Origin of the sequence: Mesorhizobium sp. M0152 (assembly GCF_040322415.1) — a bacterium.
Classification (GTDB): domain Bacteria; phylum Pseudomonadota; class Alphaproteobacteria; order Rhizobiales; family Rhizobiaceae; genus Mesorhizobium.
In genome coordinates this window covers 72,931-99,441 of the sequence record NZ_JAMYTH010000024.1, presented here as the reverse complement: position 1 = coordinate 99,441, position 26,511 = coordinate 72,931, and the positions used below count along the sequence as shown (strand labels likewise).

Genomic DNA, 26,511 nt, shown 5'->3' with positions numbered 1-26,511 from the left:
CCCCGCCGACCGCCCTGGGCACCGCTCCGGTACCGGACTGCTTGGCCGCCACCAGGGGGGGGGGTGTGGCTTACTCGAACACCCTTTTCCTCGGCCGTTCCCTAATTCACCGGGCCGTCGGGGGGCCCGGGCGCCCCTTCTTGCGTTTCTTGGGCACCTTACCCATTTGCGCCCGGCGTATCAGGCCTTTTCCTGCCGGGAAAAACCGATTAGACAGCGCCCAAACACATGCGGACAGATTCCGCCCGCAACCGAAGGAAAAGCCCCTTGTCCACCACGTTCGACAAAGTCGCCAAGATCATTGCCGACACCAGCGAGATCGATATCGACACCATTACGCCCGAGAGCCACACGATCGACGATCTCGGCATCGACAGCCTCGATTTCCTCGACATCGTCTTTGCCATCGACAAGGAATTCGGCATCAAGGTGCCGCTGGAAAAGTGGACCCAGGAAGTTAATGACGGCAAGGCATCCACCGACGATTACTTCGTCATGAAGAACCTGTGCGCCAAGATCGACGCGCTGGTCGCCGCCAAGACCGCCTGAGGTTGGGTGCGCGCGCGATCTTGACGCGCTCCGCCGCCTGACCCACAAAGCCGCTCATGAGCAGCCCCCGCGACGTCGTCATCACTGGTATCGGCCTTGTTTCCTCGCTGGGAGAAGGTCCGGAAGCCCATTGGCAGAAACTCTCGCAACCGGGTTTGCAGCCGGTGCTCGAAGCGGCACGCTTTGCGCCCTACACCATCCATCCGCTGCCGGAGATCGACTGGAACCTGCAGATCGCCAAGCGCGGCGACCAACGCCAGATGGAGACCTGGCAGCGGCTCGGCACCTATGCCGCCGGCCTTGCGCTGGACGATGCCGGCATCAAGGGCAATGACGACCTCTGCACCACCATGGACATGGTTGTTGCCGCCGGCGGCGGCGAGCGCGACGAGGCGGTCGACGCCGCCATTCTCGCCGCTTCGGAAAGCCGCAACGACCGTGACGTGCTGCTCAACGAGAAACTGACCACCGAACTTCGGCCGACCCTTTTCCTGGCGCAGCTTTCCAACCTGCTCGCGGGCAACATTTCCATCGTCCACAAGGTGACGGGCTCGTCCAGAACCTTCATGGGTGAGGAAGGTGCCGGCGTTGCCGCCGTCGAGACGGCCGCCGCGCGGATCCGCTCCGGCCAGTCGACGCATATCCTCGTGGGCGGTGCTTTCCAGACCGAACATTCCGACATGCTGCTCGGCTATGAGCTTGCCGGCTACCTGCACCGCGGCCCCTGGAAACCTGTCTGGCAAAGGCAAGGCGCCGAGGGCGGCGGCGTGGTGTCGGGCTCCGGCGGTGCCTTCCTTGTGCTGGAGCAGCGCGAACACGCGACAAAGCGCGGGCGCAGGATCTATGCCGAGCTCGGGCCGGTCGTGTCCGGCCGCGCCAGGCGCTCGCGCGGAGAGCTCGACGCCGAGATCGCCGCTCTGCTCGTCCAGGCGGCGCTGCCGGACAGAAAACTGCTCGCCCTGTCGGGCGCATCGGGGGCTCATGCGGCGACCACCGCCGAGAAGACAGCGTTCGATGCCAATCCGGCAATCGCCGCGCGCGGCTTCGCGACGCTGACCGGACATATGAAGGAAGCGCAGTTTCCTTTCGCCGTGGCGCTGGCCGCCTTGGCCGTCGACCGCAAGGCCGCCTACCCTGTTTTCGATGCCGCAGCCGAGAAGCCTTTCGAAGGCATTCCCGCAGCCGTCCTTGCAACGGCGATCGGCTATCACCAATTCGAGGGCGTGGCGCTGGTAAACGCCGCATAAGCGGCGCTGCGCGATCATGCTGCGGATATAACGCTCGAGGGGCTCCTGGATGGCCAATCTGAACGATCACATGGGCAGGCCCATCGTCGCCGTCACCGGCATCGGCGTGGTCACGTCGCTGGGCGTCGGCAAGACCGACAACTGGGCGGCGCTGACTGCCGGCAAATCGGGCATCCATCCGATCACCCGTTTTCCGATCGATCATCTCAACACCCGCATCTCCGGCATGGTCGACTTCCTGCCGTCGAGCTCGAAGGGCGCCAGCCCACTCACCTATGAACTGGCCGAAACCGCCGCGCGTGAAGCCGTCGCCGAATCCGGCCTCGATTCCGGCGATTTCGGCGGACCGCTGTTTCTCGCTTCGCCGCCGGTCGAACTCGATTGGCACGATCGCTTCTCGCTCTACAATTCCGACAAGCAGGATTCCGGCGGCGAAAGGCTGCTGCGGGTGGCGCGCGGCCTGAAGGAACTCGGCATTTTCGAGACGACGCAGTTCGGCTCGATCGCCGACCGGCTCGCCGATCTTTTCGGCACACGCGGGCTGCCGATAACGCTGTCGACTGCTTGTGCTTCCGGCGCCACAGCCATTCAACTCGGCGTCGAGGCGATCCGCCGCGGCGAATGCGACCGGGCACTGTCGATCGGCGCCGACGGCTCGGCAACCGCGGAAGCGCTGATCCGCTTCTCGCTGCTGTCGGCGCTGTCGACCCACAACGATATTCCCGAGAAGGCGTCAAAACCCTTCTCCAAGGATCGCGACGGCTTCGTGCTGGCCGAGGGCTCCGGCGCTCTCGTGCTGGAATCGCTGGAAGCAGCGTTGGCACGCGGCGCCACTGTTCTCGGCATCCTGCGTGGTTGTGGCGAAAAGGCGGACGATTTCCATCGCACCCGCTCGAAACCAGACGCTTCGCCCGCGATCGCGGCGGTCCGTGCCGTGCTTGCCGATGCGGGCCTCAGCGAAGACGAGATCGACTATGTCAACGCGCATGGCACCTCGACGCCGGAAAACGACAAGATGGAGCATCTGTCGCTGTCGACCGTGTTCGGCGAGCGCATCGGCTCCATGCCGATCTCGTCGAACAAGTCGATGATCGGCCACACGCTTTCAGCCGCGGGCGCCGTCGAGGCGGCGTTCTCGCTGATGACGATGCGCGAAAGCGTCATTCCGCCGACCATCAACTACGACAACCCGGACCCGGCCATCGTGCTCGACGTGGTGCCGAACACCAAGCGCAACGCCGAGGTTCGCACCGTTCTGTCGAACTCCTTCGGCTTCGGCGGCCAGAACACTTGCCTTGTCATGGCGCGGGAACCGGTCTAAGCGAGCCGCTTCCGCTCAACAGAACCGACGGGCTTCATGCGCGCACTGCAACTTATCGAGGATCGCCGTCTTGAAACGGTGGACCTGCCACCCCCGCCGCCGCCCGCACTCGGCGAAGTCACGCTGCGCATCAAGGCGGTGGCGCTGAACCACATCGACGTCTGGGGCTGGCGCGGCATGGCCTTCGCCAAGCGCAAGCTGCCGCTGGTCGTCGGCGCCGAAGCCTCCGGCGAGGTCGAGGCGGTCGGTCCCGGCGTTTCCAGCCTGCTGCCCGGACAATTGGTGTCGATCTATGGCGCCCGCACCTGCGGTCTTTGCCGCGCCTGCCGCGAAGGCCGCGACAATCTCTGCGAACATGTTTCGGGGGTTCACGGCTTCCATCTCGACGGCTTCGCGCAGGAGAAGATCAACCTGCCGGCTCGCCTACTGGTCCCCGCCCCGCCGGGCGTGACCGATATCGGCGCCGCGGTGGCGCCAGTCACCTTCGGCACGGTCGAGCACATGCTGTTCGACAACGCCAGGCTTCAGCCCGGCGAGACGATCCTTGTCCATGCCGGCGGCTCCGGCATCGGATCGGCGGCCATCCAGCTGGCGAAGCGGATGGGCTGTACGATCATCACCACCGTCGGCTCGAACGACAAGATCGACAAGGCCAAGGCGCTCGGCGCCGACCATGTCATCAACTACCGTGACGATCGCTTCGAAGGCGTCGTGCGCAAGCTGACGAAAAAGAAGGGCGTCGATGTCGTGTTCGAGCACGTCGGCGCCGACACTTTTGCCGGCTCGATGCTGTGCCTGAAGCGCGGCGGCCGCTTGGTCACCTGCGGCTCGACCTCGGGCGTGTCGACGCAGATCAACCTAATGCAGCTCTTTCAGCAGCAGTTGAGGCTGCTGGGATCCTTCGGCTGCCGCATGGAGAACATGACCAACGCCATGCAGAAGATGGCGGCGGGACAGGTCGCGCCGGTGATCGACACCGAGGTCGGCTTTGCCGACATCGATGCCGCGCTGAAGCGCATGGAAGGGCGCGACGTGTTCGGCAAGATCATCCTGCGCGTCGGCTAAAGCCCGTGTTCAAGAAGCTTCGCCGGGACTTGAAGTATCGTTACGGCAGACAACTGCGCCAGTTGAACTACTGGCTGGTAGCGCGTGCGGCGATGATGATCATCTCCGTGCTGCGTCTGCTGCCGGCCGACAGCGCGCTGAATTTCGCCGATCGCGTCGCCCGCCGTATCGGCCCAAGGGTGAGGCGCCATCAGGTCGCCGTCGACAATCTGCGCAAGGCCTACCCGGAGAAGAGCGAAAACGAGATTCAAGCCATCGCCTCCGACATGTGGGGCAACATGGCGCGGCTCGCCGCCGAATACATCTTTCTCGATGCGCTGTTCGACTATGACCCCGCCGCCAGCAAGCCCGGCCGCGTCGAGGTCAAGGGAACAGAACACTTCGTCGAGATCGCCGCTGAAAAGCAGCCGCATATCGTCTTCACCGGCCATCTCGGGAATTTCGAACTGCTGCCGGTGGCCGCCGCTACCTTCGGCATGAACATCACGGCGCTGTTTCGCCCGCCCAACAACCCCTACCTTGCCGACTACATCCTCTCGACGCGTCGTTCGACCATGGGTTCGTTGCTGCCGTCGATGGCCGGCGCCTCGTTTGCGTTGGCCGGGGTGCTGGAGAATGGCGGCAACATCGGCGTCCTTGTCGATCAGAAATTCTCCAACGGCCTGGAGACGACCTTCTTCGGCCGCCCCTGCCAGAGCAATCGCGTGCTCGGCACGCTCGCCCGCCACTACGATTGCGACGTCTATCCGGCGCGCTGCGTCAGGCTGCCGGGCAACCGCTTCCGGCTCGAGATCGAGGACAAGCTGACACTGCCGCGCACCGCCGACGGCAGCGTCGACGTCCATGCCACCACCCAGCTTCTCAACGACGTGGTCGAGCGCTGGGTGCGCGAGGACCCCGGCCAGTGGATGTGGTTCCACAAGAGGTGGGAGATCAGCGGCCGGCGCGCAAAGCGGCTCCCGCAGGCAACCGCACCAGCGGCAAATAGCTGATCTCCATCATCGGAAATGCCGGCAAACAAGCAAAAGCCGCGAGAATTACTCCTCGCGGCTGCTGCCTGATTGCGTGAAACACCAAGGTGGTGGATCACTGATCGATCAAAACCCTAGTTCACCACGACAATTCGCGTGTTGCCGAAGCCCACTTCCCGAACCATCGAATAGAACGTGGCGGCATTGGCCGTGTGCAGCCGCACGCAGCCATGCGAAGCCGGGCGGCCGAGTTGCCTGACGGCGCCGGTTCCGTGGATGGCATAGCCGCCATGGAAGAACACGGAGTACGGCATCGGCGACATATGATATTTGCGCGAATACCACATGCGGGCCGTTCGCTGCGGCCGATATGTCCCGCGCGGCGTGAAATAACCGCTGCGAGCAGTGGATACACTCCACCGGTAGACCGATTGGCCATATCTGACGGTCATCGTCTGTGACGAGACGTCGATGTTTGCGACGAGACTGGCTGCCCACCCCTGAACCGAAGCACCGCACAGCATCGTGACTAACACGGCTGCCATTAGAACTGTCTTTTTCATGCGACCAAACCCCTTTGATTGCCCTTGTCTGTCTGCCCTCACGTTGTTTTTCACCTTTTTAATGGCAGGTGAACGGCGTAACACACAGTCATTGACTAATTGGGCAATCCAAAGCAGCGAATTTGAACGATTTCCCGTGATAGTTGCCGCAACGACACGCCGCTTGGGCTCGACCATCAGCGGGCTTGCAAAACGGCAGGGATCGCTGCTCAACTCCCCGAATGAACGAACGACTCCTGCAAGCAATCGATAACAGGCGCGACGAAGTCGTCGCGCTGACCGCCGACCTGATCCGCTTCCCGACCATCAATCCGCCCGGCGAGGCGTACCGGCCTTGTGCCGAATATATCGGTGCGCGGCTGAAGAAGCGCGGTTTCGAAACCGAATTCATCCGCGCCGAAGGCACGCCCGGCGACACCGACCGCTACCCCCGCGTCAATGTCGTTGCCCGTTTCGATGGACGGTCCCCCGGCGCCTGCGTCCACTTCAACTCACATATCGACGTGGTCGAAGCCGGCGACGGCTGGACCGTCGATCCTTTCGCCGGCATCGTCAGGGACGGCAAGGTCTACGGCCGCGGCGCCTGCGACATGAAAGGCGGCCTGGCTGCCTCGATCATTGCGGCCGAGGCGTTCCTGGAAGTCTTTCCCGATTTTCCCGGCGCCATCGAAATATCCGGCACGGTGGACGAGGAGTCCGGCGGCTTCGGCGGCGTCGCCCATCTGGCCCGGCTCGGCTATTTCTCGAAACCCAGGGTCGACCACGTCATCATTCCCGAACCGCTGAACAAGGACCGCATCTGCCTCGGCCATCGCGGCGTCTGGTGGGCGGAGATCGAGACCAAGGGCGAGATCGCGCACGGCTCGATGCCGTTTCTCGGCGACAATGCGGTACGCCATATGGGCGCCGTGCTGCAGGCCTTCGAGGACGAGTTGTTTCCCGCACTCGACCGCAAGATGACGCGCATGCCGGTCGTACCCGAAGGGGCCAAGCGCTCGACGATGAACATCAACTCCATCCATGGCGGCCAGACCGAGGACTTCCGGCCAGGCCTGCCCTCGCCCAACGTGCCCGATTCCTGCCGGCTGACCATCGACCGCCGCTTCCTGCTCGAGGAAGATCTCGGCACGGTCAAGAGCGAGGTGACCGGCATTCTCGACCGGTTGAAGCGCGAGCGCAAAAAATTCGATTATGAGATCCGCGACCTGATGGAAGTGCTGCCGCTGATGACCGAGCGCGACGCGCCGGTGGTGAAAGCCGTCGCGCAAGGCATCCAGGCGATCTTCGACCGCGAGCCTGATTACGTCATTTCGCCCGGCACGTACGACCAGAAACACATTGCCCGCATCGGCCATATCTACGACTGCATCGCCTACGGTCCGGGCATTCTCGACCTCGCTCACCGGCCGGACGAATGGGTGGGGATATCGGACATGGTGGAATCGGCCAAGGTGATGGCGATCGGGCTCAACGTGCTGCTGCGCGGCTCAGCCACCGGATAAGGCTCGCATGGCGACAAGCTTCGACCTGCCTATGAAGCCGCGGGGACAAAAACATTCCCGGCGACGCCGCCGGGCAGCACGAAACGCAATTTACTCCGCGGCGAAATCACGCTTCTATCGCCCGGTTTGAGCGCGTGTCTGAACGCATGGGGAGTTGCACGATGAGATTGTGGAAAACCATCCTGGCCGCGACGGTCCTTTCGCTGGCCTTGGGAACGTCGGCCTTTGCCGCGCGAACCGACCTGGTCATCGGCATTCCGCTCGAGCCGCCGCACCTCGATCCAACCGCCGGTGCCGCCGCGGCAATCGATGAGGTTCTCTACGCTAACGTGTTCGAAGGCCTGACCCGGATCGGCCCGAACGGCGAGGTGCTGCCGGATTTGGCCGAAAGCTGGACCATTTCCGATGACGGCAAGGTCTACACCTTCAAGCTGCACAGCGGCGTGAAATTCCACGATGGCAGCGATTTCGACGCCAACGACGTGAAGTTCTCCCTCGACCGCGCCCGCGCCGACAATTCGGTCAATGCGCAAAAGGCGCTGTTCGCAGCCATCGACAAGGTCGACGTCGTCGATCCGGCGACGGTCAAGGTCACGCTGAAGAACCCGCAAGGATCCTTCCTCTACAATATGGGTTGGGGCGACGCTGTGATCGTAGCGCCCGAATCGGCCGACGCCAACAAGGAGAAACCGGTCGGCACCGGTCCGTTCAAGTTCCAGAGCTGGGCCAAGGGATCATCGATCACGCTGGTGAAGTCCGACCACTACTGGGGCACGCCGGCGTTCCTCGACAAGGTCGAGTTCCGTATCGTTCCGGATGCGGCGGCCTACATGCCGGCGCTGCTCTCCGGTGACATTCAGGCTTTTCCGTTCTTCGATGCCGACAGCGTCGGGCAGGTAAAGGACGATCCGCGCTTCAAGGTGGTGATCGGCTCGACCGAGGGTGAAACCATCCTGTCGATCAACAACAAGAAGCCGCCTTTCGACAAGTTGCAGGTGCGGCAGGCAATCTCCTACGCGCTCGACCGAAAGGCGATCATCGACGGCGCCTCGGCGGGCCTCGGCCAGCCGATCGGCTCGCACATGTCGCCGGCCAACAAGGACTATGTCGACCTCACCGGCCTCTATCCGCACAATGTGGAGAAGGCCAAGGAACTGTTGAAGGAAGCAGGCCTGGAGAACGGCTTCAAAGCGACGCTGAAACTGCCGCCACCCACCTATGCCAGGCTCGGCGGCGAAATCATCGCCTCGCAGCTTCGCGACGTCGGCATCGATCTCGAGATCATCCCGGTCGAATGGGCGCAGTGGCTGGACCAGGTGTTCACCAAGAAGAACTACGACCTGACCATCGTTTCGCACACCGAGCCCAACGACATCGATATCTATTCGCGCAAGGACTATTACTTCAACTACGACAATCCGACATTCGACAAGATGATTTCCGACCTCAACGTCACTTCCGACGAAGCCAAGCGCAAGGAACTGCTGGGAGAGGCGCAGAAAATCCTGGCCGACGACGCCGTGGTCGGCTTCCTCTACGAACTGCCCAAGGTCGGTGTCTGGGACGCCAAGCTGCAAGGGCTGTGGGAAAACGCGCCGATCCAGGCCAACGACCTGACCAAGGTGAAGTGGAGCGAGTGAGGCTGTTGGCCAAAAGGCGACGCTTGCGTTCCTTCGCGCCCCCCTCTGCCCTGCCCGTCCTCCGCAGCTGCAGCGCAGCTGCTGCGGAGGGTGGACCGGGCAGGACAGAGGGGGGCGCCGTAGGGCTATACCGTCGCTGGCTGTTTGCCTTAGGCGACGCAGCGTCCCCCCACCTCCCATGACCGCCTATCTCCTAAACCGCCTCGCCATCGCCGCCGCCACGCTGGTGGTGGCCTCCATGGTGGTTTTCGCAGTGCTGGAGATCCTGCCCGGCGACCCGGCGCGGCTGATGCTGGGCATGAACGCCAGCGCCGACCAGGTCGAGTTGCTGCGCAATCAGATGGGCCTCAACGCGCCGCTTGCCTTGCGATATCTAAGTTGGGCTGGCGGCCTGCTCAGCCTCGATTTCGGCCGTTCCTACACCTATTCGGTGCCGGTCATCGATCTCGTGCGTGAACGGCTTGGCGTCTCGCTTCCGCTGGCGCTGATTGCGCTGGCGCTCTCCACCATCATCGCCATTCCCGTCGGCCTGTTTTCCGCCAGCCGGCGCGGACGGGCCGGCGACACGGTGGCGATGGGCGCCGCTCAGCTTGGCGTCGCCGTTCCCAATTTCTGGTTCGCGCTGATGCTGATCTATGTCTTCGCCGTCTGGCTGCGGCTGGTCCCGGCCGGCGGCTTCCCCGGCTGGAGCGCAGGCATCTGGCAGGCAACGAAATCGCTGATGCTGCCGGCGGTAGCGCTTGCCTTGCCGCAGGCCGCCATCCTGGCCCGCGTCACCCGCTCGGCCCTGATCGAAGTGCTGAACGAGGACTATATCCGCACCGCCCGCGCCAAGGGCCTGCCCTATCGCGCCGTGTTGTGGCGGCACGCACTGCGCAACGCCATGATCCCGGTGCTGACCATACTCGGCCTGCAATTCGCCTTCCTGCTTGCCGGCACCATCATCATCGAGAATGTCTTCTACCTGCCCGGCCTCGGCCGGCTGGTGTTCCAGGCGATCACCCAGCGCGACCTGATCGTCGTCGAAAGCGTCGTCATGCTGCTGGTCGCCGCCGTCATTGCCGTCAACCTGATCGTCGACCTCTCCTATGCGGTCGTCGATCCGCGCCTGAGGACCCGGCAATGACGCTGCATATCGACATCCCCGAGGAGACGTTCGGCAGCATCCTGGCCAAGGCATTCAGGAACACCGCTTTCGTCGCCGGTTTCGTCATCACCATGCTGATCCTGGCGATGGCTATCCTGTCTTACATCTGGACACCTTACGACGTCGGCAGGCTGGTGATATCGGACAAGACGCAAGGCCCCTCGCTGGCGCACTGGTTCGGCACCGACCATTTCGGCCGCGACATCCTGTCGATGGTCATGGTCGGCGCCCGCAATTCGATCGCCGTGGCGTTGGTCGCTGTCGGCATCGGCATGGGCGTCGGCGTGCCGCTCGGCGCCTTTGCCGCGGCGCGAGGCGGCTTCGCCGACGAGGCGCTGATGCGCGTCAACGATCTCGTCTTCGCCTTCCCCGCGCTGCTGTCGGCGATCATGATCACCGCCATCTTCGGGCCGGGCGCGATCAACGCCATCATCGCCATCGGCATCTTCAACATTCCGGTGTTCGCACGCGTTGCCCGCGCCGGGGCACTGGCGATCTGGCCGCGCGAGTTCATTCTTGCCGCGCGCGCCGCCGGCAAGAGCAGCACGCAGATATCGATCGAACATGTGCTGCCCAACATCGCCACGCTGCTCCTGGTGCAAGGCACCATCCAGTTCGCGCTGGGCATACTGGCCGAAGCCGGGCTTTCCTATCTGGGCCTCGGCGCCCAGCCGCCAATGCCGAGCTGGGGCCGCATGCTGTTCGACGCGCAGACCCGCATGGTGGTGGCGCCGTGGATGGCGATCTTTCCCGGCATGGCGATCGTCGTCACCGTGCTCGGGCTCAATCTGCTCGGTGACGGCATCGCCGACATCCTCGACCCGAAATCACGGCGGCAGCGATGAGCCTGCTGGACATCGACAACCTGTCGCTGACCATCGGCGACACGCAGATCCTGAAGAACATGGAGCTTTCGGTAGCGCCGGGCGAGGTGGTGGGGCTGGTTGGCGAATCCGGCTCCGGCAAGTCGATGACCGCGCTGACGATGATGCGGCTTCTGCCCCATGCCGCGCGCGCCACCGGTCGCGTCTCGTTCGACGGCATCGACATCCTGGCCGCAAGCGAGGACCAGATGTGCGCGCTGCGCGGCGACGACATCGGCATGGTGTTCCAGGAGCCGATGACAGCCCTCAATCCGGTCAAGACCATCGGCGAGCAGGTGGCCGAGGGCATACGCTGGCACACCAGGGCCAGCCGTGCCGATGCCGAGCAGCGGGCGCGAAAAATGCTCGACCGCGTCGGCCTGCCCTCGGCAAAATTCCCGCTGTCGCGCTATCCGCACGAATTGTCCGGCGGCCAGCGCCAGCGCGTCGTTATCGCCATCGCCTGCGCCCTGAAGCCGAAGCTGCTGATCGCCGATGAGCCGACGACGGCGCTCGACGTCGTGCTTCAGGCGCAGATCCTCGACCTCCTGCGCGACCTGGTCGCGGAGGGCCGCATGGGCCTTCTGTTGATCTCGCACGACCTCGCTGTCGTGACCGAGATGGCCGACCGCATCACCATCCTGCGCCACGGCGAAGTGATGGAGGCCGGCGACACAGCGCGCACTCTGTCCGAACAGCTCCACCCCTACACGCGGCAGCTGGCGCAGGCCTCGATGCATGTGCCGGCGCGCGCCAGGCCGCATGGCGCCGGGACAGGCCAACCCTTGCTTGAAGTTGACCGCGTGACCCGCGACTATGCCGGCCGACGCACATCCCTGTTCAGGCGCGCTCCTGATATCCGCGCCGTCGACGACGTCTCCCTGTCGATGGCGCCGGGCCAATCCGTGGCGCTGGTCGGCCGCTCCGGTTGCGGCAAGTCGACCCTCGCCCGCATGATCCTGGCGCTGGACCGGCCAAGTTCGGGCACGATCCGCTTTCGCGGCGAGACCGTCACCGGCAAGAGCGAAGCGGAGCTGAAGCCGGCCAGGCGCGACATGCAGCCTGTCTTCCAGGATCCTTACGGCTCCTTCGACCCACGCCAGAAGGTCGAAAAACTGGTCGCCGAGCCCCTGCATGTTCTGGACAGGAAGCCTACGCGCACCGAGCGCCGCGAGATGGTGGCGCATGCGCTGCACGAAGTCGGCCTCGACCAGCGCGACATGGACAAATACCCGCACGAGTTTTCAGGCGGCCAGCGCCAGCGACTGTCGATCGCCCGCGCCATCATCACCCGCCCCAAGCTGGTCGTCGCCGACGAGCCGGTCTCGGCGCTCGACGTCTCGATCCGCGCCCAGATCCTGGACCTGTTCGCCGAGCTCAACCAGAAGCTCGGTATCGCCTACCTCTTCATCACCCATGACCTGACCGTCGCCCGCGCTATTACTGACGAGGTGCTGGTCATGCATGACGGCAAGATCGTCGAGCGCGGCAAGACGAACGAGGTGCTCGATCACCCGCGGTCCGAGGCAGCCAAGGCGCTGGTCAACGCCGCTCCCGACCTGCACCGGGCAATCGCACGACGGATGCAGGAGCAAGGGTGAACGGCCAATTCACGAAGCGAATTCGTCATGCCGGTGGGATGACGACAGGCCGACAATCCGTGAAAGTTCGGTCTTGCTTCAGGCGGACCCATGACACCCGACGGTCCGAGACTGTCCCAAGCAACAGCGCTGTAACCGCCCAGCCATCAAAGACATGTTTGACGAACCCTCCCTCCTACTAGTCGCTGCGGTAAATTCATGCAGCCAGAAAGAACTCTGCAAATCCCTCAAATACATTCGTAGCCTCTCTTAAGCTAATTCGCCTTTTGTTGTAGAACAAGGCAAACCGGGTCTTGAACGGCTTCCGCAGTGCCTCCGGCACCACAGTTCGGGTGATACCCATCGACTTGAATCTCGCGTCGAGCAACATTGCATAGCCGACGCCCTGCTCTACGAGGAACTTGAGTGACTCGCCGGTGACCTCCGCTACTACCTGATAGTCATTGACGTATTCATCTAGGTATCGAATGGTCGCGCCCAAATTTCCTGAACTCTTGGGTTCAAGAATTATTGGTAACGGCGGTGCTCGCCCGTCGGTGCGATTTCCCCCTGCGCCGACCCAATGCATCGGAAGCTCAATCGTAAGCTCCGGCGCCGATTCGTTTTGGCCAAGAGGTCTGAAAACCGCCGACAATTCAGCACTAGCATATCTTTCCGACAGCGCAGCAGCGCTGTCTACAGAAACACGGAAGCGCTTCACCAAGTCCAAGGCTCGCAACCGATGGGCAGTGTAAGTGGAGAATAACTCCGAGGAAATTCCAAGTGTCTTGCGTGTATCCGGGTGGACAGCTATGCTACCCAGCTCAGATTCCAGCCTTATTATCTCATCGAACAGTTCGACAATAGATGCCGCATCCGCGGCGACGATCATATCGTTTCCCACACGCTCTATTATGCGCCTGTTGGAGAGCTTTTCGAATTTCTTTATGTGGAAGGTAACTGCCGGCTGCGAAATTCCCAAGTCTAGCGCAACCTGGGTTAAACTCTTCTTCTTTAGAACATCACGAACCACGCGAATCGTATCGAAGGATAGTCGACTGATTCCGGCTCCGAATCCCGTTGTTAACCCCATCGTGCCTTCCATGATCGAATTTCATATCCGCCGCACAAGGAGCCAATCGTGCCGAAAGTAGCTTTGAGAAGCACTATCGCAGCACGCGGGAAAGAACTTTCCTCACGACGAATGTCTACTTCATTACTACGTTCGCCGATAATATCTTGCCCGCGTAACCGAATGGCTACATTGTCAAACCCAATTTCACTCTATCAGATTTTCATCCAAGACTCAAAACAAAAAAGATCCCACTATCGGAATCCCCAAAGAGACTTGGTTCATAATCGCTTCCTAAATAACAATTACCGCAGTGCCGACTTCCACTTTGTCAAAAAGCTCAATAATATCCTCATTTATCATGCGGATGCAGCCGGAAGAGGCTTCCGTTCCAATAGTCCAAGGCTCGTCGGTGCCGTGAATGCGGTAGAGCGTGTCTCTGCCACCTGCAAAAAGATAGAGCGCCCGTGATCCGAGCGGGTTGACCGGTCCAGGAGCAATGCGTTTCGGCAGATCAGGCGTTTGGGCATGCATATCATCGGTAGGATACCATGCCGGCCATTTCGCTTTACGTCCGACTTGCGCTTTGCCCTTCCAGCTATAGCCCGAGCGGCCGACCGCAACGCCGTAACGCAAGACGGTATTGGGGCCGGTGACGTAGAATAGTTGCTTCGCCTTCGTGTCGACGATGATCGTCCCGATCTGCTCGTGAACCACCATGGACAGTTTTTCAGGCCGAAACTGCCTGCGGAATTTGCTGCGATCCACTGGCCAAACCGGGTAGGGTTCTGTAGCGAAGCGCTCGGCCGGCACGGGAATGGATATGACGTCTTCGGTTGATGACGACGCGCATCCATTCAGCAAAGCAACAGAGCAGCAGAGCAGGAATGAGCGTCGGTCCATGGTTCTTTTCGCCATCAGTTTCGCCCTCGAAAGAGATCGATCAAACGTTTACCAACCAAAATCGGGGCAAACCGAGAAAGTGAGAAGCACGAGCCAAATGGAAAAACGGCGTACTGCGAAAAGTAGCGGTCATCTCCATTCCAGGCCCTCCATTTTGTCTTAATTACAGTGGCAAAAGCAGGAGACGGCCGATGTGATCGGACGAATAGCCTGTTGCTCACGCCATGCCGCTGTCGCCAATCATTTTGACACAAGGTCGGACAAACGCTTCAGCGATGTGGCGAGGCCTTTGAGTGAGACTTCCGTCCGGAAGGCTTGGTCGCCGACCGCAACCCCTTGTACTGTCGCCTTTTCGGCAGACAAAAGGGTCGTGAGCGCCGTTTCCGGGAGATCCAGTTCCACAATGCAGCCAGCTGGCAGGCAGGTTCGGAACGAACCGCGTATCAATTGCTGCTCATCAAGCTTAACATCCAAACCTTCCGCCAATAGAAGGCCAAATGGCGCGACGATGGTCATGTGAGCACCGGCATCATCGGCGGGCCCAAAGGATATCAAAAGCACGCGTTGACGGCTTTTCTGCTGCTGAAGCTCCTGCGAGGCCTGGCACACGCGCTTATTTGTACTTTGATTGTACTGACAGCTTACGGTCCAGTCGTCATAGACCTCGTTCAACGTGCTCGGCTCAACCGCAAGCGCTGAACCTGTAGCCATCAACGCAAACAGAGCAGAAATTCCCCACACTCGTATCATTATCGATCCATTTGGCCTGGCCTTCCGCAACAGACGGGATGTGCCGCCAAACGTCGGCACAACTGGCAGAACGTGCAGTTCAACTATCACGACGCAGCCGCGCCTGGCCTAGAGACCTCTGAACAGAACGCCGCCTGCAAGTACCGCGTATGCGCCGAGAAGGCACCATGCTGCATTGGCGCCTAGGATCGGCAGTGTGACACCCACTAGTGGTGCCAGTCCGATGAGTGCGAGTACAAGCGAGAATACAAAGATAGGAACGGTTGGTGCATTCAACTTCATCTGATTCATATCTCAATGCGATTGCTGACGTGCCGCGTCCGCTCGGTTCGACGCGTATCTTCTGTCGCCGCATACTTCACTATTTCCGGCATTCCGCCGCTTATGACTCGAGCACTCGAGAAGCCCGCCGTCACCATTTGACCCTGAGGCCGAGGGTTCCGCCGAGCTTGTGGCTGTCGCCAAAGTTGTCGAGGCTGGTCGAGGCATCGAGCTCGCCATAGACGGAGTACTTGTCGTCGTTCCAGTTGTAGGAACCGCCGACGCCGAGCTCTCCGGTCCAGGCATTGGCCTCGTTGGCCAGGTTGGTGCCCCACACCGACACCGCGGTCCCGTCGAGGAACTCGTGATAGACGTTGGCGATGCCATAGACATGGGTGCGGCGCAGCTTGCCGTCGCCGTCTTTCCAGGAACGCTCGTGGTCCGCCGAGATGCCGAGCCTTCCTTTCAGGCTGTCGCCATCGTCGAGCGACACCGTCTCGCCGCTCGGGCCGATGAAGCTGTCGAAGTCGACCGAGGAGTAGACCAGCTGCGCCTGCGGCGTGAGCGACCAGCCGTCGTGCAGCTGGATCCGCTTGCCGGCTTCCAGCGACAGCGCATAGCCGGTGGCGTTGTTGCCCTTCACGAGCGAGCCGAGCTCATCCGAGCCGAGGTCGCTGTCATACCAGCTGAACTGGCCCTGGCCGTCGACATAGAAGCCGTTCTCGCCATACCAGGTCAGCGTCGCTCCCACGCCATAGCCTTTGCTGGATATGTCGCCATTGCCATTGGGAGAGAAGGTATCGGCCGAGGCCTGGCCGTAGTGCACGTTGATGCCGCCGATCAGCTTGCCGCTGTCGGTCTCGGCAAGAAGCCCGTCGACCCCGGCCTGCAGCTTCCACAGATCGAAATCATACTGGGCATCGGTCGTCGACCGGTCCGATTCGACGTGGCCGTGGGCACCTTCGATGCGCGCCCAGATTGCATTCTGTTCGATCGTGGCCTTGCCGTCGGCATAATAGTCCGCCTGGTCATCGGTCACCATGCACTTGAAGTCTTTTGAAGCATCCTTGCAGAACACGGTATCAGGAACTGGCGCAGGTTCGTTCCAATAGCGATTGCCGACGCGCTGCTGCAGGGTCGGCAACCCGTTCAACTCCAGCAGCACTTGCGGATAGGCCTCATAGGTCGGCGTCGATGACGAGTATGTGGTGCGGAGATACCAATCGCCGTCGATTGGATCGGTAACGCCGTTCTTGAACAGTCGGTATTCGAACGCGCCGGCGATCGCCGGCCCGCCAAGGGTGAAGGTGCCGTTCGAGGCGCCATCGACCTGCACGACCAGGATGCCGTTGCCCACCGTCACCGCGCCGGGACCGCCCGCATTGGCGACAAACAGGCTGGTCGCGCCCGAGGTGTCGCCATTGACGACCAGGAGATCGGACGCGGATCCGTCCGAGCCGAGATAGGTATCGATGAGCAACTGGCCACCCTGGCCGATATAGTTGCCGCCGACAGTGAAGACATCGCCCACCACGCCGTCCTGCGTGGTGATGATGCCGGCATTGGTGACGTCGCCGGTCACCGTATAAACGCCGGCGCCGCCCCCGGTGCCGATGAAGGTCGAGCCGGCATCGATGTCGAGATTGCCGGTCAGCAGCAGCGCGTCCAGGGCCTCGAGATTGCCGCCACCGGTCAGGAACAGGCCTTGGCCCGGATCCGAGCCGACGGTGAGCGCGCCGTCGAGGATGGTCAACTGTCCGCCATCGACGGTGACCGTCTCCCAATTGATGATGTTGGCGCCGTTGGCCGAAACGGTGAGCCCGTCGAGCGTCAGCTTGTCGATCCAGCCATCGACGGTGGCGACGTCGTCGCCACCGTCGAGCACTTGCGAACCGTCATAGTTCGAGGTGGTGACGAGGGCCGTGTCCGACCCGTTCTGGCCATTGAAACCGCCTGTCAACGTCCCGCCCGACCAGTTGAACGTATCGTCGCCATCATTGGCTGACGCAACCGCGTCGTCGCCGTAGATGAAACCAACCTGCGAGCCCCCGGTCAAGTTGTAGACGTCGTCGCCGAGACCGAGGATGGTCTCCCGTCAGGGTGCCCGCCGTGGTGACCACCGTGTTGCCACCGATCTCGTCGACGCCATCCTTGTTGAGGTCGCCATCGCGGATCGCGATTCCGGAGGCGGAACCATCGATGATTGCCGCCGCGCCGACATCGACGGTGCCGCCGCCGGCTGCTATCGTATGGATGCCGGCCGCAACGCCCGAGCCTGACGTCACGGATCCGCCGGTCACGTCCACATCATAGGTGCCGCCGACGCTCTCCACCCAGAGACCATCCGCATTCGCGCCCGTCACCATCACGGTGCCGGCGCTCATCTGCAGCGAAGCCAGGCCAGAACCGGCCGTATAGCTCCCAACGCCTGACGCGGAGGCCCCTGATGTACTGACCGTACCGCCGCCCATGGTCGCAGTGGCTGTCGCCGTACTGGCTGAGTTGCTGATCTGCGCAAGGATGCCATAGCTGAAATCGCCCGTCGTGGTGATGGCTCCGTCGGTCATGGTTGCCACGGCATCGCCAAGCCCATTGGTGAGGCTGTACATGCCCAGGGAACCGATCCCGGTCGTGCCTATCGTCCCACCGCTCATGGTCGCCGAAACCGTCGCGGAACTGGCCGTGTTGCTGATCTGCGCAAGGATGCCATAGCTGGAATCGCCCGTCGTGGTGATGGCACCGTCGGTCATGGTTGCCACGGCATCGCCAAGCCCAGTGGTGAGGCTGTACATGCCCAGGGAAGCGATCCCGGTCGTGCCGATCGTCCCACCGCTCATGGTCGCCGAAACCGTCGCGGAACTGGCCGTGTTGTTGATCTGCGCAAGGATGCCATAGCTGGAATTGCCTGTCGTGGTGATGGCGCCGTCGGTCATGGTTGCCACGGCATCGCCAAGCCCATTGGTGAGGCTGTACATGCCCAAGGAACCGATCCCGGTCGTGCTGATCGTCCCACCGGCCATCGTCGCCGAAGCCGTCGCGGTGCTGGCCGTGTTGTTGATCATGCTCCAAAGAGCCGTTGCGCCCGCGCCCGTGGTCGATATGCTTCCACCGCTAATGAAGGTGTTTACGTCACCGAGGCCAATGGTGCGAGCGAACACGCCAAGACCGCCGTCCCCGGTTGTAGCCACGCTTCCGCCTGTCATGGTGAAGCCGACCGACCCCGATCCGGAAAAGTTGTTCCCATTGATGTCGACGCCATAGGCCTGACCGCCGGCAGTGGAAACGCTTCCACCCGTTATCGTCACCTGGCTGTCACCAGTACCGTTGTTTTGAATGGCGAGGCCTTTGGCGGCAATGGCCGTCGTGGTGATCGTGCCGCCGTCCATCGTGATTGCGGCGTCCGCCGCGCTGCTCGTATTGTTGACGGTGGCGTATGCGCCAAAGCCAAAATTGCCCGTCGTATTGATCGTCCCGGCGGTTATATGTATCTCAGCATCGCCTAGCCCGTCATTCACTGCCCTGAGGCCAAAAGCCTGGGTTTGGGAGGTGGTGATCGCGCCGCCTTCCATAAAGACGCTTGCCGTTCCGATGCCAGCCGGATTGCTGACATAGCTATAGATGCCGTAGGCATCGATCCCGACGGTGTTGATCGTGCCGCCGGTCATGGTCGCTATGGCATCGCCCATTCCGGCGTTTCTGGCAGCAAGGCCATTGCCCTTGAATGCGGCTGTGGATATGGAGCCGCCGTTCAAGGTTGCCAAAGCGTCGCCAGAACTTGTCGAATTGCCCGAAAATGTCGCGTTGCCAACCACCGCGAAGATGCCGTTCTCCTCGCCACCGGACGCGACGTTGGGATTGCCGTAGGAAACACTGATCGCGCCGGCGTCCATCGTGGCGACGGCATCGCCCGCGGTTCCCAGATTATCCACGAAGATACCGTGTTGCCCAACCCCAGTCGCCGTGATGGTGCCGACACTGACGGCTTCCACGGTTATTGTGCTGGTGTTGGAGCCGGACGACAGCAGTCGCACGGCAGGCGTCGCTACAGCCCCCACGACCATCACCGGATTGTTGAGATTCAGGGTCAAGCCGTCGGAATTCGTGTAAGTGATACCGGTTGGATAGGCGGCGCCGGCGCAGTTTAGCGTATCCGCGCCTACGGCTTCGGCACCGCATTCGTCCGCCGCCCAGGCCTGCCCTCCTCCCGACATCCCTTGCGGCAACAGCACCGGAGCGGCCAGCAGCGCCGCACCGATCACCCCCCTGGAGGCCGATGACGAGATGGCTGAGATCAAGCCTCCGAAACTCGGCGCATAACTGGCGACCTCGCCGCCCACCTTGGTCATCCGCCCGCCGCGCAGCACAATATTCTTGCAAATTTGCATTAGGTGATTCCAGTATTGTCTGACAAATGATCTATGCACGACTCATCTAGCTAGGAACAAATACGCGGATATGCTTGTTTATGGGCAAATAAGCGCCGAGGCTGGTGTTAGGCTCCCGCCGTCACCATTTGACCCTGAGGCCGAGGGTCCCGCCGAGCTTGTGGCTGTCGCCAAAGTTGATCGTGCCGTCACCGGCCTGCCCATCAACGTCTGCCAATGGATCGCAAACGATCACGTCGTTGCCGGCTGTCGCGGCCGGCGCGCATGCCGCCAAAGCCTGCCCCTGGCCGGCCAGAAAACCGGGGAGGAGAGCGGGTCACGACCATTGCCGCGCCGAGCGCCATTGTCGAAGCTGAGAGGGACAAGGCCCGCTGGACCCTGCACGAGCCCGCCTTCTGGCTCTCAACCTTCGCAATCCGCCCGCCCCTTGGGCGCATGCTCGCCGATTTTGGAAAAAGAGATCTTCAGCATTGTGGAACCCCCGACTACCCACGGTTGAATCAACCCCGTAGGCACATACAGGTTGAATCACTTGTTTATGGGCAAATCAGCGAGGGCCCTGCGCCGCGTCTTGAGTTCACATGCCTACGCATTGGGCAGCGGATGTATCTAATCTGCCACAGGGGCATCCGAGGTGTGCGCAGCAGGCCCGCGTCGGAGGCCTTTGCCCTGTGATCATCGGACAGCGGGGCGACCCTTCAAGGCCACACTGGGATGGTGGACGATCACCATCCCGGACAGGCTCACCCTTGCGGCTTCACGACATCGACCGGGCTGATGTCGAGCAGATCGAGCGTGCGGCGCAGCAGGCGCACCTCGCTCTCGGCTAGCTGCGAATCCGCCTTGGCTATTTCGGCCATGTGGCGGGCCAATTGCTTGCGCCGCTCGATATCGAGATCGCGGAACAGCGCCACGGCCTGCGAGCCATTGGTCTCGTAGCCGAACTCGTTGAGATATTCGATGACGCTGTCGATGCTGGTTTCCGCAATGCCGAAGGCGTCCCTGCAGATGCGCCGGAAGGCTATCATCTCGCTCTCGCTGACGGAGCCGTCGGCCAGGATCATGCGAAACAGCATCAGAAGTTCCGCCGACAGGACAGGGTCGTCCGCGACCTTGCGAACGCCCGGATCGCCGTCGAAGATGGATCGTATCTGGTCCAGCAATGCGAACGCCATCAGAGATGCCCCTTCCGATTCTTCTGCAATAGAGGTAGCGCGGAATCGGCCTTGCGCAAACCGGGCTGTCGTGGTCGAACCCGTCCAACCCTCCTGACAGCTGAATGCCCCATCGATCCGATGTTCGACCTCGCCACGCAGACCGTCGTCATGCTCGCCCTCGCCGCGTTTGCAGCGGGTTTTGTCGACTCGATCGCGGGCGGTGGCGGGCTGATCACCGTGCCGGCGCTGCTGCTTGCAGGTTTCACGCCGGTCCAGGCGCTCGCCACCAACAAATTGCAAGGCATGTTCGGCTCGGGCTCGGCGACCATCCACTATGCGTCCAAGGGCCATGTCGACCTGCGCCGGCAATTGCCGTCGGCGCTTCTGGCCGTTATCGGCAGTGCCATCGGCGCCTTGCTGGCGACGATCGTGCCGGGTGACGTTCTGCGCGCGGTCCTGCCCATCGTGCTGATCGCCATCGCGCTCTACTTCGCGTTCAAGCCCAACATGAACGATGTCGATCGCGCCGAGCGCCTGTCGCCATTCCTGTTCGGGCTGACCCTGGTGCCTGCCATCGGCTTCTACGATGGATTGTTCGGGCCAGGCGCCGGTTCCTTCTACATGCTGGCCTTCGTCGCACTTGCCGGCTACGGCGTGCTCAAGGCGACGGCGCACACCAAGCTGCTCAACTTCGCTTCCAACATCGGCGGCTTCGTCGTCTTCGCGGCCTTCGGCGTCGTCTACTGGAAGATCGGCCTGATGATGGGGGTTGCCCAATTCCTCGGCGCCCGCGTCGGCGCCGGCCTCGCCATGCGCATCGGCGCAAAACTGATCAAGCCGCTGCTGGTGGTCGTCTGCCTGGCGCTGGCGGTGAAGCTCCTGGCCGACCCGGCGAACCCGTTGCGAGCCCTGATTGGTGTGTGATCACACGCCTGATAGAATGCGGCTGTCGAATCATGTTGGAGGAGCCAAATATGAACCTTAGCGCGCCTACCCAGATCGTTTTTATCATCTCCGTAGTTATCGCCATCATCGGCATTCTTGCCGCGCTTGGCATTCTTGCGTTCATTCCAATCGCATCGGTGTGGATCGTTGTTGTTGCCTTCATCGTGCTAGCCGGCGGCTGCTTGTTGCGCGGCGCCTGACACGTATCCCTTGAAGTGGGGACCATGAGCGCCCGGTCAAAGGCCGGGCGCTTTTGATTCTGGTGAAGGGGTTTGATAGACCTACTGGCCGAAGGCGTGCCTCGGCGATTGGCGGAAACGTCCATCACTTCGTCATCCACGGGCGGAGCAAGGAGCGTTAGCGACGCGGCGCAGACCCGCGGATCCATGCCGCGACCTTGGCCAAGGAGTGCAGCGGAGCAGAATTCCGCACTGAAGCAGCGCTTCGAAGTAACGGCATGGATCCTATGGTCCGCGCCGCGTCGCTTCGCTCCTTGCTCCGCCATAGGATGACGAAGCGATTTCTGCTGATCGCGCCGCGAAATTAGCAAGTTAACCCGCGAAAGGCGTCGTTGTGGCAGCCGCGAGTTCATCTGCCGCGACCCGGAGGACATGTCTGGTCGTTCGGCACCTACTGGCCGAAGGCGTGCCTCGGCGATTGGCGGAAACGTCCATCACTTCGTCATCCACGGGTCCGCGCCGCGTCGCTTCGCTCCTTGCTCCGCCATAGGATGACGAAGCGATTCCTGCTGATCGCGCCGCGAAATTACCTGGCCAGCGCAAAAATCGCGTCGCAGTCGAGGTGGGTCTCCAACTCGGCCGCGACCTCGTCCAGCGCCCGCTCGACTTCGGCCCGGTAGTCGATGCCGCCGCCCCTGACACCGAGGCTTTCGAGGAATTTGCCGCGAAAGGCGTCGGCGCCAAACAGCCCATGCATGTAAGTGCCCCACACCTTGCCATCGGCTGATACAGCACCGTCATCGGCGCCATTGATGATCGCCGATGGCCGCAGCCTATCCGGTCCGGTGGTGCGGCCGAGATGGATCTCGTAACCTTCGAGCGGCAAGTCGAATTGAACCGAGCGGGCGCCGACATTGCGTACCGTCTTCTCCGGTTCCATCACCGTTTCGATGTCGAGCAGGCCGAGCCCTTCGGCTTCGGTGACGCTGCCCTCGATCCCATCGGGGTCGCGCACGACGCGGCCAAGCATCTGGAAGCCGCCGCAAATGCCGACGACATGGCCGCCGCGTTTGCGGTGGGCCAGCAGATCGCGGTCCCAGCCGTTCTCGCGGAACTTCAGGAGGTCGCCGATGGTCGACTTGGAGCCCGGAATGACCACCAGTCCGGCATCGGCCGGCAGCGGTCTTCCGGGCGGCACGAACACCACTTCTACCTGCGGCTCGGCCTTGAGCGGGTCGAGATCGTCGAAATTGGCGATGCGGCCAAGCATCGGCACCGCCACCTTCAGCGCCCGCGCCTCGCCGGAAGCAAGCCGCTCCAGCACGACGGAATCCTCAGAGGGCAGCCGCGCCGCCGCTTTCAGCCATGGCACGACGCCAAAACAGCGCCAGCCGGTGAATCGTTCGATCGACTTCAGCCCGTCATCGAACAGCGAGACGTCGCCGCGGAACTTGTTGATGAGATAGCCGACGATCACGCGCCGGTCCTCTTCCGGCAGGATCAGATGGGTGCCGGCGACCGAGGCGATGACGCCGCCGCGATCGATATCGCCGACCAGCACCACCGGCACGTCGGCACGCGTGGCGAAGCCCATATTGGCGATGTCGCGGCTTCTGAGATTGATCTCAGCTGGCGAGCCGGCGCCCTCGACGATGACCAGATCGGCGCCCTCGCCGACCTTGCCCCAGGAGTCCAGCACGGCGTCCATCAGTTGGCCCTTGAGCTCCTGGTAGTCGCGCGCCCGCGCCTCGCCGAAAACCTTGCCCTGCACGATGACCTGCGCGCCGACATCCGTCTGCGGCTTGAGCAGCACCGGATTCATGTGGACCGATGGCGCGACGCCGCAAGCGATTGCCTGCAGCCATTGCGCACGGCCGATCTCACCGCCGCCATGGTTGTTGTCGCCCGCCATATTGGCGACGGCGGCATTGTTCGACATGTTCTGCGGCTTGAACGGCCGCACCTTCAGCCCGCGGTTCCTGGCGGCGCGGCAGAGACCGGCGACCAGCACCGTCTTGCCGACATCCGAACCCGTACCTTGCAGCATGATGGCTTTGGCCATGGCTCAGCCCCTGCCCTGCGCCATGGTTGCGGCGATATCGGATTTCTGCGCCAGCGGCCCGCCACGCCAGATATAGAGCGCCAGCAGCGGCTCGTTGGCCGTGCGCATGGCGTGATTGACGTTCGAGGCATGATGCACGACCTCGCCGGCCCCGCGCTTGCGAAAATCGCCCTCACCCATCCGCCATTCCGTCCCGCCGGTCAAAGGAATGTAGATCTCCTCGGCGACATGATGATGATCGGGATAGACGATTTCGGGCCCGAGGATCAGCAGGCCGGCGGCGACTTCGTCGTTGGCAAAATGGCCGCGCGTGCCGAACACTTCCAGCCAGCCGTAATTGTCGAGGAATGCCTTGCCGAAATCCGCCTCGCCATAGGTCTGTCCCCAGCGGAAATCGTTGCGCTGTTTCGCCAGCAGTTGCACCAGCGGCTTGGCTTGCGCCGGCGCCAATTCCGCTGCGCGATCGAGGTGATGCAGGCAGCCGAGCGGATGCGGCTCGAGCACGCGGGCCGGCATGTCCCAATCGATGCGCGCCACGGCGTCGCGCACCAGGGCATCGTCCACGGAAGCGAGATAGGCGTGGAACCGTCCCAACAGTTCATCGAATTTTGTCGTCACATCTCGCTCCGGACAAGCATTGATACACAACCGCTCCGCGGAGGGTCGGGTTGCGCGGCGGCATCATTGGTCTAGATTGGTGCGCGCGCAAAGCCAAAAACGACAGGCCAGCAGGTCGGAGACATCAGGGAGCACGCCATGGACGCCGCGGTCGATGCGAGCACCAGCCAGTTCGAACTCAACGAGGAGCAGCGCGCCATCCAGGAGATGGCGCAGGCCTTCGCCGCCGACCGCGTCGCGCCGAACGCGCTGGAATGGGATCGCAGCAAGCACTTCCCCGCCGATGTGATCCGCGAGACCGGGCCGCTCGGCCTCGGCGGCATCTATATCAAAGAAGATGTCGGCGGCTCGGCGCTCGGCCGGCTCGACGCCGTGCTGATCTTCGAGGCGCTGTCGCATGCCGACCCGGCCTTTTCGTCGTTCATTTCGATCCACAACATGGTGGCATCGATGATCGACCGTTTCGGCAATGACGAGCAGCGCCGGCGCTTCCTGCCCAAGCTGACCTCGATGGAATGGCTGGCGAGCTATTGCCTGACCGAACCGGGCTCCGGCTCCGATGCCGCGGCGCTGAAGACGCGCGCGGTAAAGAGCGGCGGCGACTATGTGCTCAACGGCACCAAGCAGTTCATCTCGGGCGCCGGCGACAGCGATGTCTACGCCGTCATGGTACGCACCGGCGCCGAAGGTCCGAAAGGCATTTCCACCATCGTCGTGCCCAGGGATGCGCCCGGCCTCTCCTTTGGCGCCAACGAGCACAAGATGGGCTGGCACATGCAGTCGACCCGCCAGGTCATCTTCGAGGATTGCAAGGTGCCGGCGGAAAACCTTTTGTCGGGCGAAGGCGCCGGCTTCGGCATCGCCATGGCCGGGCTGGACGGCGGCCGGCTGAACATCGCCGCCTGCTCGCTGGGCGGCGCGCAATCGGCGCTCGACAAGGCGCTGTCCTACACCGCCGAGCGCAAGGCCTTCGGTTCGAAGATCAACCAGTTCCAGGCTTTGCAGTTCAAGCTGGCCGACATGGAAACCGAATTGCAGGCGGCGCGCATGTTTCTCTATGCCGCCGCCTCGAAACTCGACCGCAAGGCGCCGGATGCCGGAAAATGGTCGGCGATGGCCAAGCGTTTCGTCACCGACACCGGCTTCGCCGTCGCCAACGATGCGCTGCAGCTGCTCGGCGGCTATGGCTACCTGCACGACTACGGCATCGAGAAGCTGGTGCGGGACCTGCGCGTCCACCAGATCCTCGAAGGCACCAACGAGATCATGCGCGTCATCATCGCGCGGGCGTTGATCGGAAGGCAGTAGGCAGTAGGCAGTATGCGAGAGATGACCGGCAAGATCGAGTCGTACAAGGATCTTATTGTTTGGCAGCAGGCGATGGATCTTGCTGTCGCCGCCTATTCGTTGACCAAGGCATGGCCAAAGGAGGAATTGTATGGGTCGACCAGCCAAATCCGCCGTTCAGCGACCTCTATCCCTGCAAACATCGCCGAAGGCTATGGCCGAGACAACAGAGGCTCTTATCAGCAGTTTCTCCGGATCGCCCAAGGCTCACTGAAGGAGTTCAAGACACACCTCCAGATCGCCGAACGCATTGGCCTTGCCATGCATGATCAAGCTGGTCGCTTGCCGATATCGACCGAAGGCATCGGCAAGATGCTTCGCCAGCTCATTCTCAGACTTACGCCAGAATAGACCGCCTACCGCCTACCGCCTAATCCCAATCCC

At 62.3% G+C, this 26,511-nt stretch carries 23 protein-coding genes; 14 read left to right on the top strand and 9 right to left on the bottom strand.

Translation table 11 applies throughout. The annotated features are described in order from the left end of the window. Positions 1-267: 267 nt before the first annotated feature. The 5 genes from NKJ26_RS22610 to NKJ26_RS22590 are packed head-to-tail and all read left to right on the top strand — an operon-like array spanning position 268 to position 5,174. The gene (locus NKJ26_RS22610) at positions 268-549 is read left to right on the top strand and encodes an acyl carrier protein (protein WP_010909964.1); all 282 of its coding nucleotides are present in this window, start codon (positions 268-270) and stop codon (positions 547-549) included. Between the two features lie 56 nt (positions 550-605). Then, positions 606-1,796 (top strand): beta-ketoacyl-ACP synthase, encoded by a 1,191-nt coding sequence (locus NKJ26_RS22605; RefSeq protein WP_352697224.1) that lies wholly within the window; start codon positions 606-608, stop codon positions 1,794-1,796. Positions 1,797-1,845: 49 nt separating this feature from the next. Next, entirely contained in the window at positions 1,846-3,117 is a 1,272-nt protein-coding gene (locus NKJ26_RS22600; protein WP_352697222.1) for a beta-ketoacyl-ACP synthase, read from the top strand. Between the two features lie 36 nt (positions 3,118-3,153). Beyond that, complete coding sequence (locus NKJ26_RS22595) at positions 3,154-4,182, top strand: zinc-binding dehydrogenase (protein WP_352697220.1); 1,029 nt, start codon at positions 3,154-3,156, stop codon at positions 4,180-4,182. A gap of 5 nt (positions 4,183-4,187) precedes the next feature. Continuing rightward, a complete protein-coding gene (locus tag NKJ26_RS22590; protein WP_352697218.1) occupies positions 4,188-5,174 on the top strand; it encodes a lipid A biosynthesis lauroyl acyltransferase in 987 nt (328 codons plus the stop codon). A gap of 113 nt (positions 5,175-5,287) precedes the next feature. Here NKJ26_RS22590 and NKJ26_RS22585 read toward each other — a convergent pair whose 3' ends face one another. After that, positions 5,288-5,716: a L,D-transpeptidase gene (locus NKJ26_RS22585; RefSeq protein ID WP_352697234.1), complete on the bottom strand. Its 429-nt coding sequence runs from the start codon at positions 5,714-5,716 to the stop codon at positions 5,288-5,290. 221 nt (positions 5,717-5,937) lie between these two features. Here NKJ26_RS22585 and NKJ26_RS22580 point away from each other — a divergent pair, with 221 nt between their 5' ends. The 5 genes from NKJ26_RS22580 to NKJ26_RS22560 all read left to right on the top strand — a co-directional run bounded on the left by NKJ26_RS22580 (position 5,938) and on the right by NKJ26_RS22560 (position 12,469). Continuing rightward, positions 5,938-7,218, top strand: a complete 1,281-nt coding sequence (locus NKJ26_RS22580) for an acetylornithine deacetylase/succinyl-diaminopimelate desuccinylase family protein (RefSeq protein ID WP_352697216.1) — start codon at positions 5,938-5,940, stop codon at positions 7,216-7,218. Positions 7,219-7,379: 161 nt separating this feature from the next. Next, positions 7,380-8,858 (top strand): ABC transporter substrate-binding protein, encoded by a 1,479-nt coding sequence (locus NKJ26_RS22575; RefSeq protein WP_352697214.1) that lies wholly within the window; start codon positions 7,380-7,382, stop codon positions 8,856-8,858. Positions 8,859-9,036: 178 nt separating this feature from the next. Next, positions 9,037-9,984 (top strand): ABC transporter permease, encoded by a 948-nt coding sequence (locus tag NKJ26_RS22570; protein ID WP_352597981.1) that lies wholly within the window; start codon positions 9,037-9,039, stop codon positions 9,982-9,984. Further along, positions 9,981-10,850: an ABC transporter permease gene (locus NKJ26_RS22565; RefSeq protein ID WP_352697212.1), complete on the top strand. Its 870-nt coding sequence runs from the start codon at positions 9,981-9,983 to the stop codon at positions 10,848-10,850. The genes NKJ26_RS22570 and NKJ26_RS22565 overlap by 4 nt, the downstream gene beginning before the upstream one ends. Beyond that, entirely contained in the window at positions 10,847-12,469 is a 1,623-nt protein-coding gene (locus tag NKJ26_RS22560) for an ABC transporter ATP-binding protein (protein WP_352697210.1), read from the top strand. Before NKJ26_RS22565 ends, NKJ26_RS22560 begins: the two co-directional genes overlap by 4 nt. Positions 12,470-12,665: 196 nt before the next feature. Here the strand turns inward: NKJ26_RS22560 and NKJ26_RS22555 are convergent, their stop codons facing one another. From NKJ26_RS22555 to NKJ26_RS22530, 6 genes are all read right to left on the bottom strand, one after another. After that, a complete protein-coding gene (locus NKJ26_RS22555) occupies positions 12,666-13,553 on the bottom strand; it encodes a LysR family transcriptional regulator (RefSeq protein ID WP_352697208.1) in 888 nt (295 codons plus the stop codon). Between the two features lie 261 nt (positions 13,554-13,814). Further along, on the bottom strand, positions 13,815-14,438 hold the full coding sequence (locus NKJ26_RS22550; RefSeq protein WP_352597977.1) for a L,D-transpeptidase: 624 nt from the start codon (positions 14,436-14,438) through the stop codon (positions 13,815-13,817). 225 nt (positions 14,439-14,663) lie between these two features. Beyond that, a complete protein-coding gene (locus NKJ26_RS22545; RefSeq protein ID WP_352697206.1) occupies positions 14,664-15,095 on the bottom strand; it encodes an invasion associated locus B family protein in 432 nt (143 codons plus the stop codon). Between the two features lie 490 nt (positions 15,096-15,585). After that, on the bottom strand, positions 15,586-17,490 hold the full coding sequence (locus NKJ26_RS22540) for an autotransporter family protein (protein ID WP_352697204.1): 1,905 nt from the start codon (positions 17,488-17,490) through the stop codon (positions 15,586-15,588). Next, complete coding sequence (locus tag NKJ26_RS22535; RefSeq protein WP_352697202.1) at positions 17,429-19,780, bottom strand: beta strand repeat-containing protein; 2,352 nt, start codon at positions 19,778-19,780, stop codon at positions 17,429-17,431. The genes NKJ26_RS22540 and NKJ26_RS22535 overlap by 62 nt, the downstream gene beginning before the upstream one ends. A 782-nt stretch (positions 19,781-20,562) precedes the next feature. Beyond that, positions 20,563-20,994 (bottom strand): TerB family tellurite resistance protein, encoded by a 432-nt coding sequence (locus NKJ26_RS22530; protein WP_352697200.1) that lies wholly within the window; start codon positions 20,992-20,994, stop codon positions 20,563-20,565. A 120-nt stretch (positions 20,995-21,114) separates the two neighbouring features. Between NKJ26_RS22530 and NKJ26_RS22525 the strand changes: the two genes are divergently transcribed. After that, positions 21,115-21,900: a TSUP family transporter gene (locus tag NKJ26_RS22525; protein WP_352697198.1), complete on the top strand. Its 786-nt coding sequence runs from the start codon at positions 21,115-21,117 to the stop codon at positions 21,898-21,900. A 50-nt stretch (positions 21,901-21,950) separates the two neighbouring features. Then, on the top strand, positions 21,951-22,121 hold the full coding sequence (locus NKJ26_RS22520) for a hypothetical protein (protein ID WP_352597973.1): 171 nt from the start codon (positions 21,951-21,953) through the stop codon (positions 22,119-22,121). 565 nt (positions 22,122-22,686) lie between these two features. Here NKJ26_RS22520 and NKJ26_RS22515 read toward each other — a convergent pair. Then, positions 22,687-24,162 carry a cobyric acid synthase gene (locus tag NKJ26_RS22515; protein ID WP_352697196.1) on the bottom strand — a complete coding sequence of 492 codons (1,476 nt, stop codon included), beginning with the start codon at positions 24,160-24,162 and terminating at the stop codon, positions 22,687-22,689. Positions 24,163-24,165: 3 nt separating this feature from the next. Beyond that, complete coding sequence (locus NKJ26_RS22510) at positions 24,166-24,780, bottom strand: dimethylsulfonioproprionate lyase family protein (protein WP_352697194.1); 615 nt, start codon at positions 24,778-24,780, stop codon at positions 24,166-24,168. A gap of 138 nt (positions 24,781-24,918) precedes the next feature. Between NKJ26_RS22510 and NKJ26_RS22505 the strand changes: the two genes are divergently transcribed. Both NKJ26_RS22505 and NKJ26_RS22500 read left to right on the top strand, forming a co-directional pair. Continuing rightward, entirely contained in the window at positions 24,919-26,088 is a 1,170-nt protein-coding gene (locus tag NKJ26_RS22505; protein WP_352697193.1) for an isobutyryl-CoA dehydrogenase, read from the top strand. A gap of 21 nt (positions 26,089-26,109) precedes the next feature. Next, entirely contained in the window at positions 26,110-26,478 is a 369-nt protein-coding gene (locus NKJ26_RS22500) for a four helix bundle protein (protein WP_352597969.1), read from the top strand. Positions 26,479-26,511: the final 33 nt, after the last annotated feature.

Excerpts from the sequence above, each read along its gene's own strand:
- NKJ26_RS22605 (WP_352697224.1), top strand. The coding sequence starts at position 606 with ATGAGCAGCCCCCGCGACGTCGTCATCACTGGTATCGGCCTTGTTTCC.
- NKJ26_RS22600 (WP_352697222.1), top strand. The coding sequence starts at position 1,846 with ATGGCCAATCTGAACGATCACATGGGCAGGCCCATCGTCGCCGTCACC.
- NKJ26_RS22595 (WP_352697220.1), top strand. The coding sequence starts at position 3,154 with ATGCGCGCACTGCAACTTATCGAGGATCGCCGTCTTGAAACGGTGGAC.
- NKJ26_RS22585 (WP_352697234.1), bottom strand. The coding sequence starts at position 5,716 with ATGAAAAAGACAGTTCTAATGGCAGCCGTGTTAGTCACGATGCTGTGC.
- NKJ26_RS22580 (WP_352697216.1), top strand. The coding sequence starts at position 5,938 with ATGAACGAACGACTCCTGCAAGCAATCGATAACAGGCGCGACGAAGTC.
- NKJ26_RS22575 (WP_352697214.1), top strand. The coding sequence starts at position 7,380 with ATGAGATTGTGGAAAACCATCCTGGCCGCGACGGTCCTTTCGCTGGCC.
- NKJ26_RS22570 (WP_352597981.1), top strand. The coding sequence starts at position 9,037 with ATGACCGCCTATCTCCTAAACCGCCTCGCCATCGCCGCCGCCACGCTG.
- NKJ26_RS22565 (WP_352697212.1), top strand. The coding sequence starts at position 9,981 with ATGACGCTGCATATCGACATCCCCGAGGAGACGTTCGGCAGCATCCTG.
- NKJ26_RS22560 (WP_352697210.1), top strand. The coding sequence starts at position 10,847 with ATGAGCCTGCTGGACATCGACAACCTGTCGCTGACCATCGGCGACACG.
- NKJ26_RS22555 (WP_352697208.1), bottom strand. The coding sequence starts at position 13,553 with ATGGAAGGCACGATGGGGTTAACAACGGGATTCGGAGCCGGAATCAGT.
- NKJ26_RS22550 (WP_352597977.1), bottom strand. The coding sequence starts at position 14,438 with ATGGCGAAAAGAACCATGGACCGACGCTCATTCCTGCTCTGCTGCTCT.
- NKJ26_RS22535 (WP_352697202.1), bottom strand. The coding sequence starts at position 19,780 with ATGACCAAGGTGGGCGGCGAGGTCGCCAGTTATGCGCCGAGTTTCGGA.
- NKJ26_RS22530 (WP_352697200.1), bottom strand. The coding sequence starts at position 20,994 with ATGGCGTTCGCATTGCTGGACCAGATACGATCCATCTTCGACGGCGAT.
- NKJ26_RS22525 (WP_352697198.1), top strand. The coding sequence starts at position 21,115 with ATGTTCGACCTCGCCACGCAGACCGTCGTCATGCTCGCCCTCGCCGCG.
- NKJ26_RS22520 (WP_352597973.1), top strand. The coding sequence starts at position 21,951 with ATGAACCTTAGCGCGCCTACCCAGATCGTTTTTATCATCTCCGTAGTT.
- NKJ26_RS22515 (WP_352697196.1), bottom strand. The coding sequence starts at position 24,162 with ATGGCCAAAGCCATCATGCTGCAAGGTACGGGTTCGGATGTCGGCAAG.
- NKJ26_RS22505 (WP_352697193.1), top strand. The coding sequence starts at position 24,919 with ATGGACGCCGCGGTCGATGCGAGCACCAGCCAGTTCGAACTCAACGAG.
- NKJ26_RS22500 (WP_352597969.1), top strand. The coding sequence starts at position 26,110 with ATGACCGGCAAGATCGAGTCGTACAAGGATCTTATTGTTTGGCAGCAG.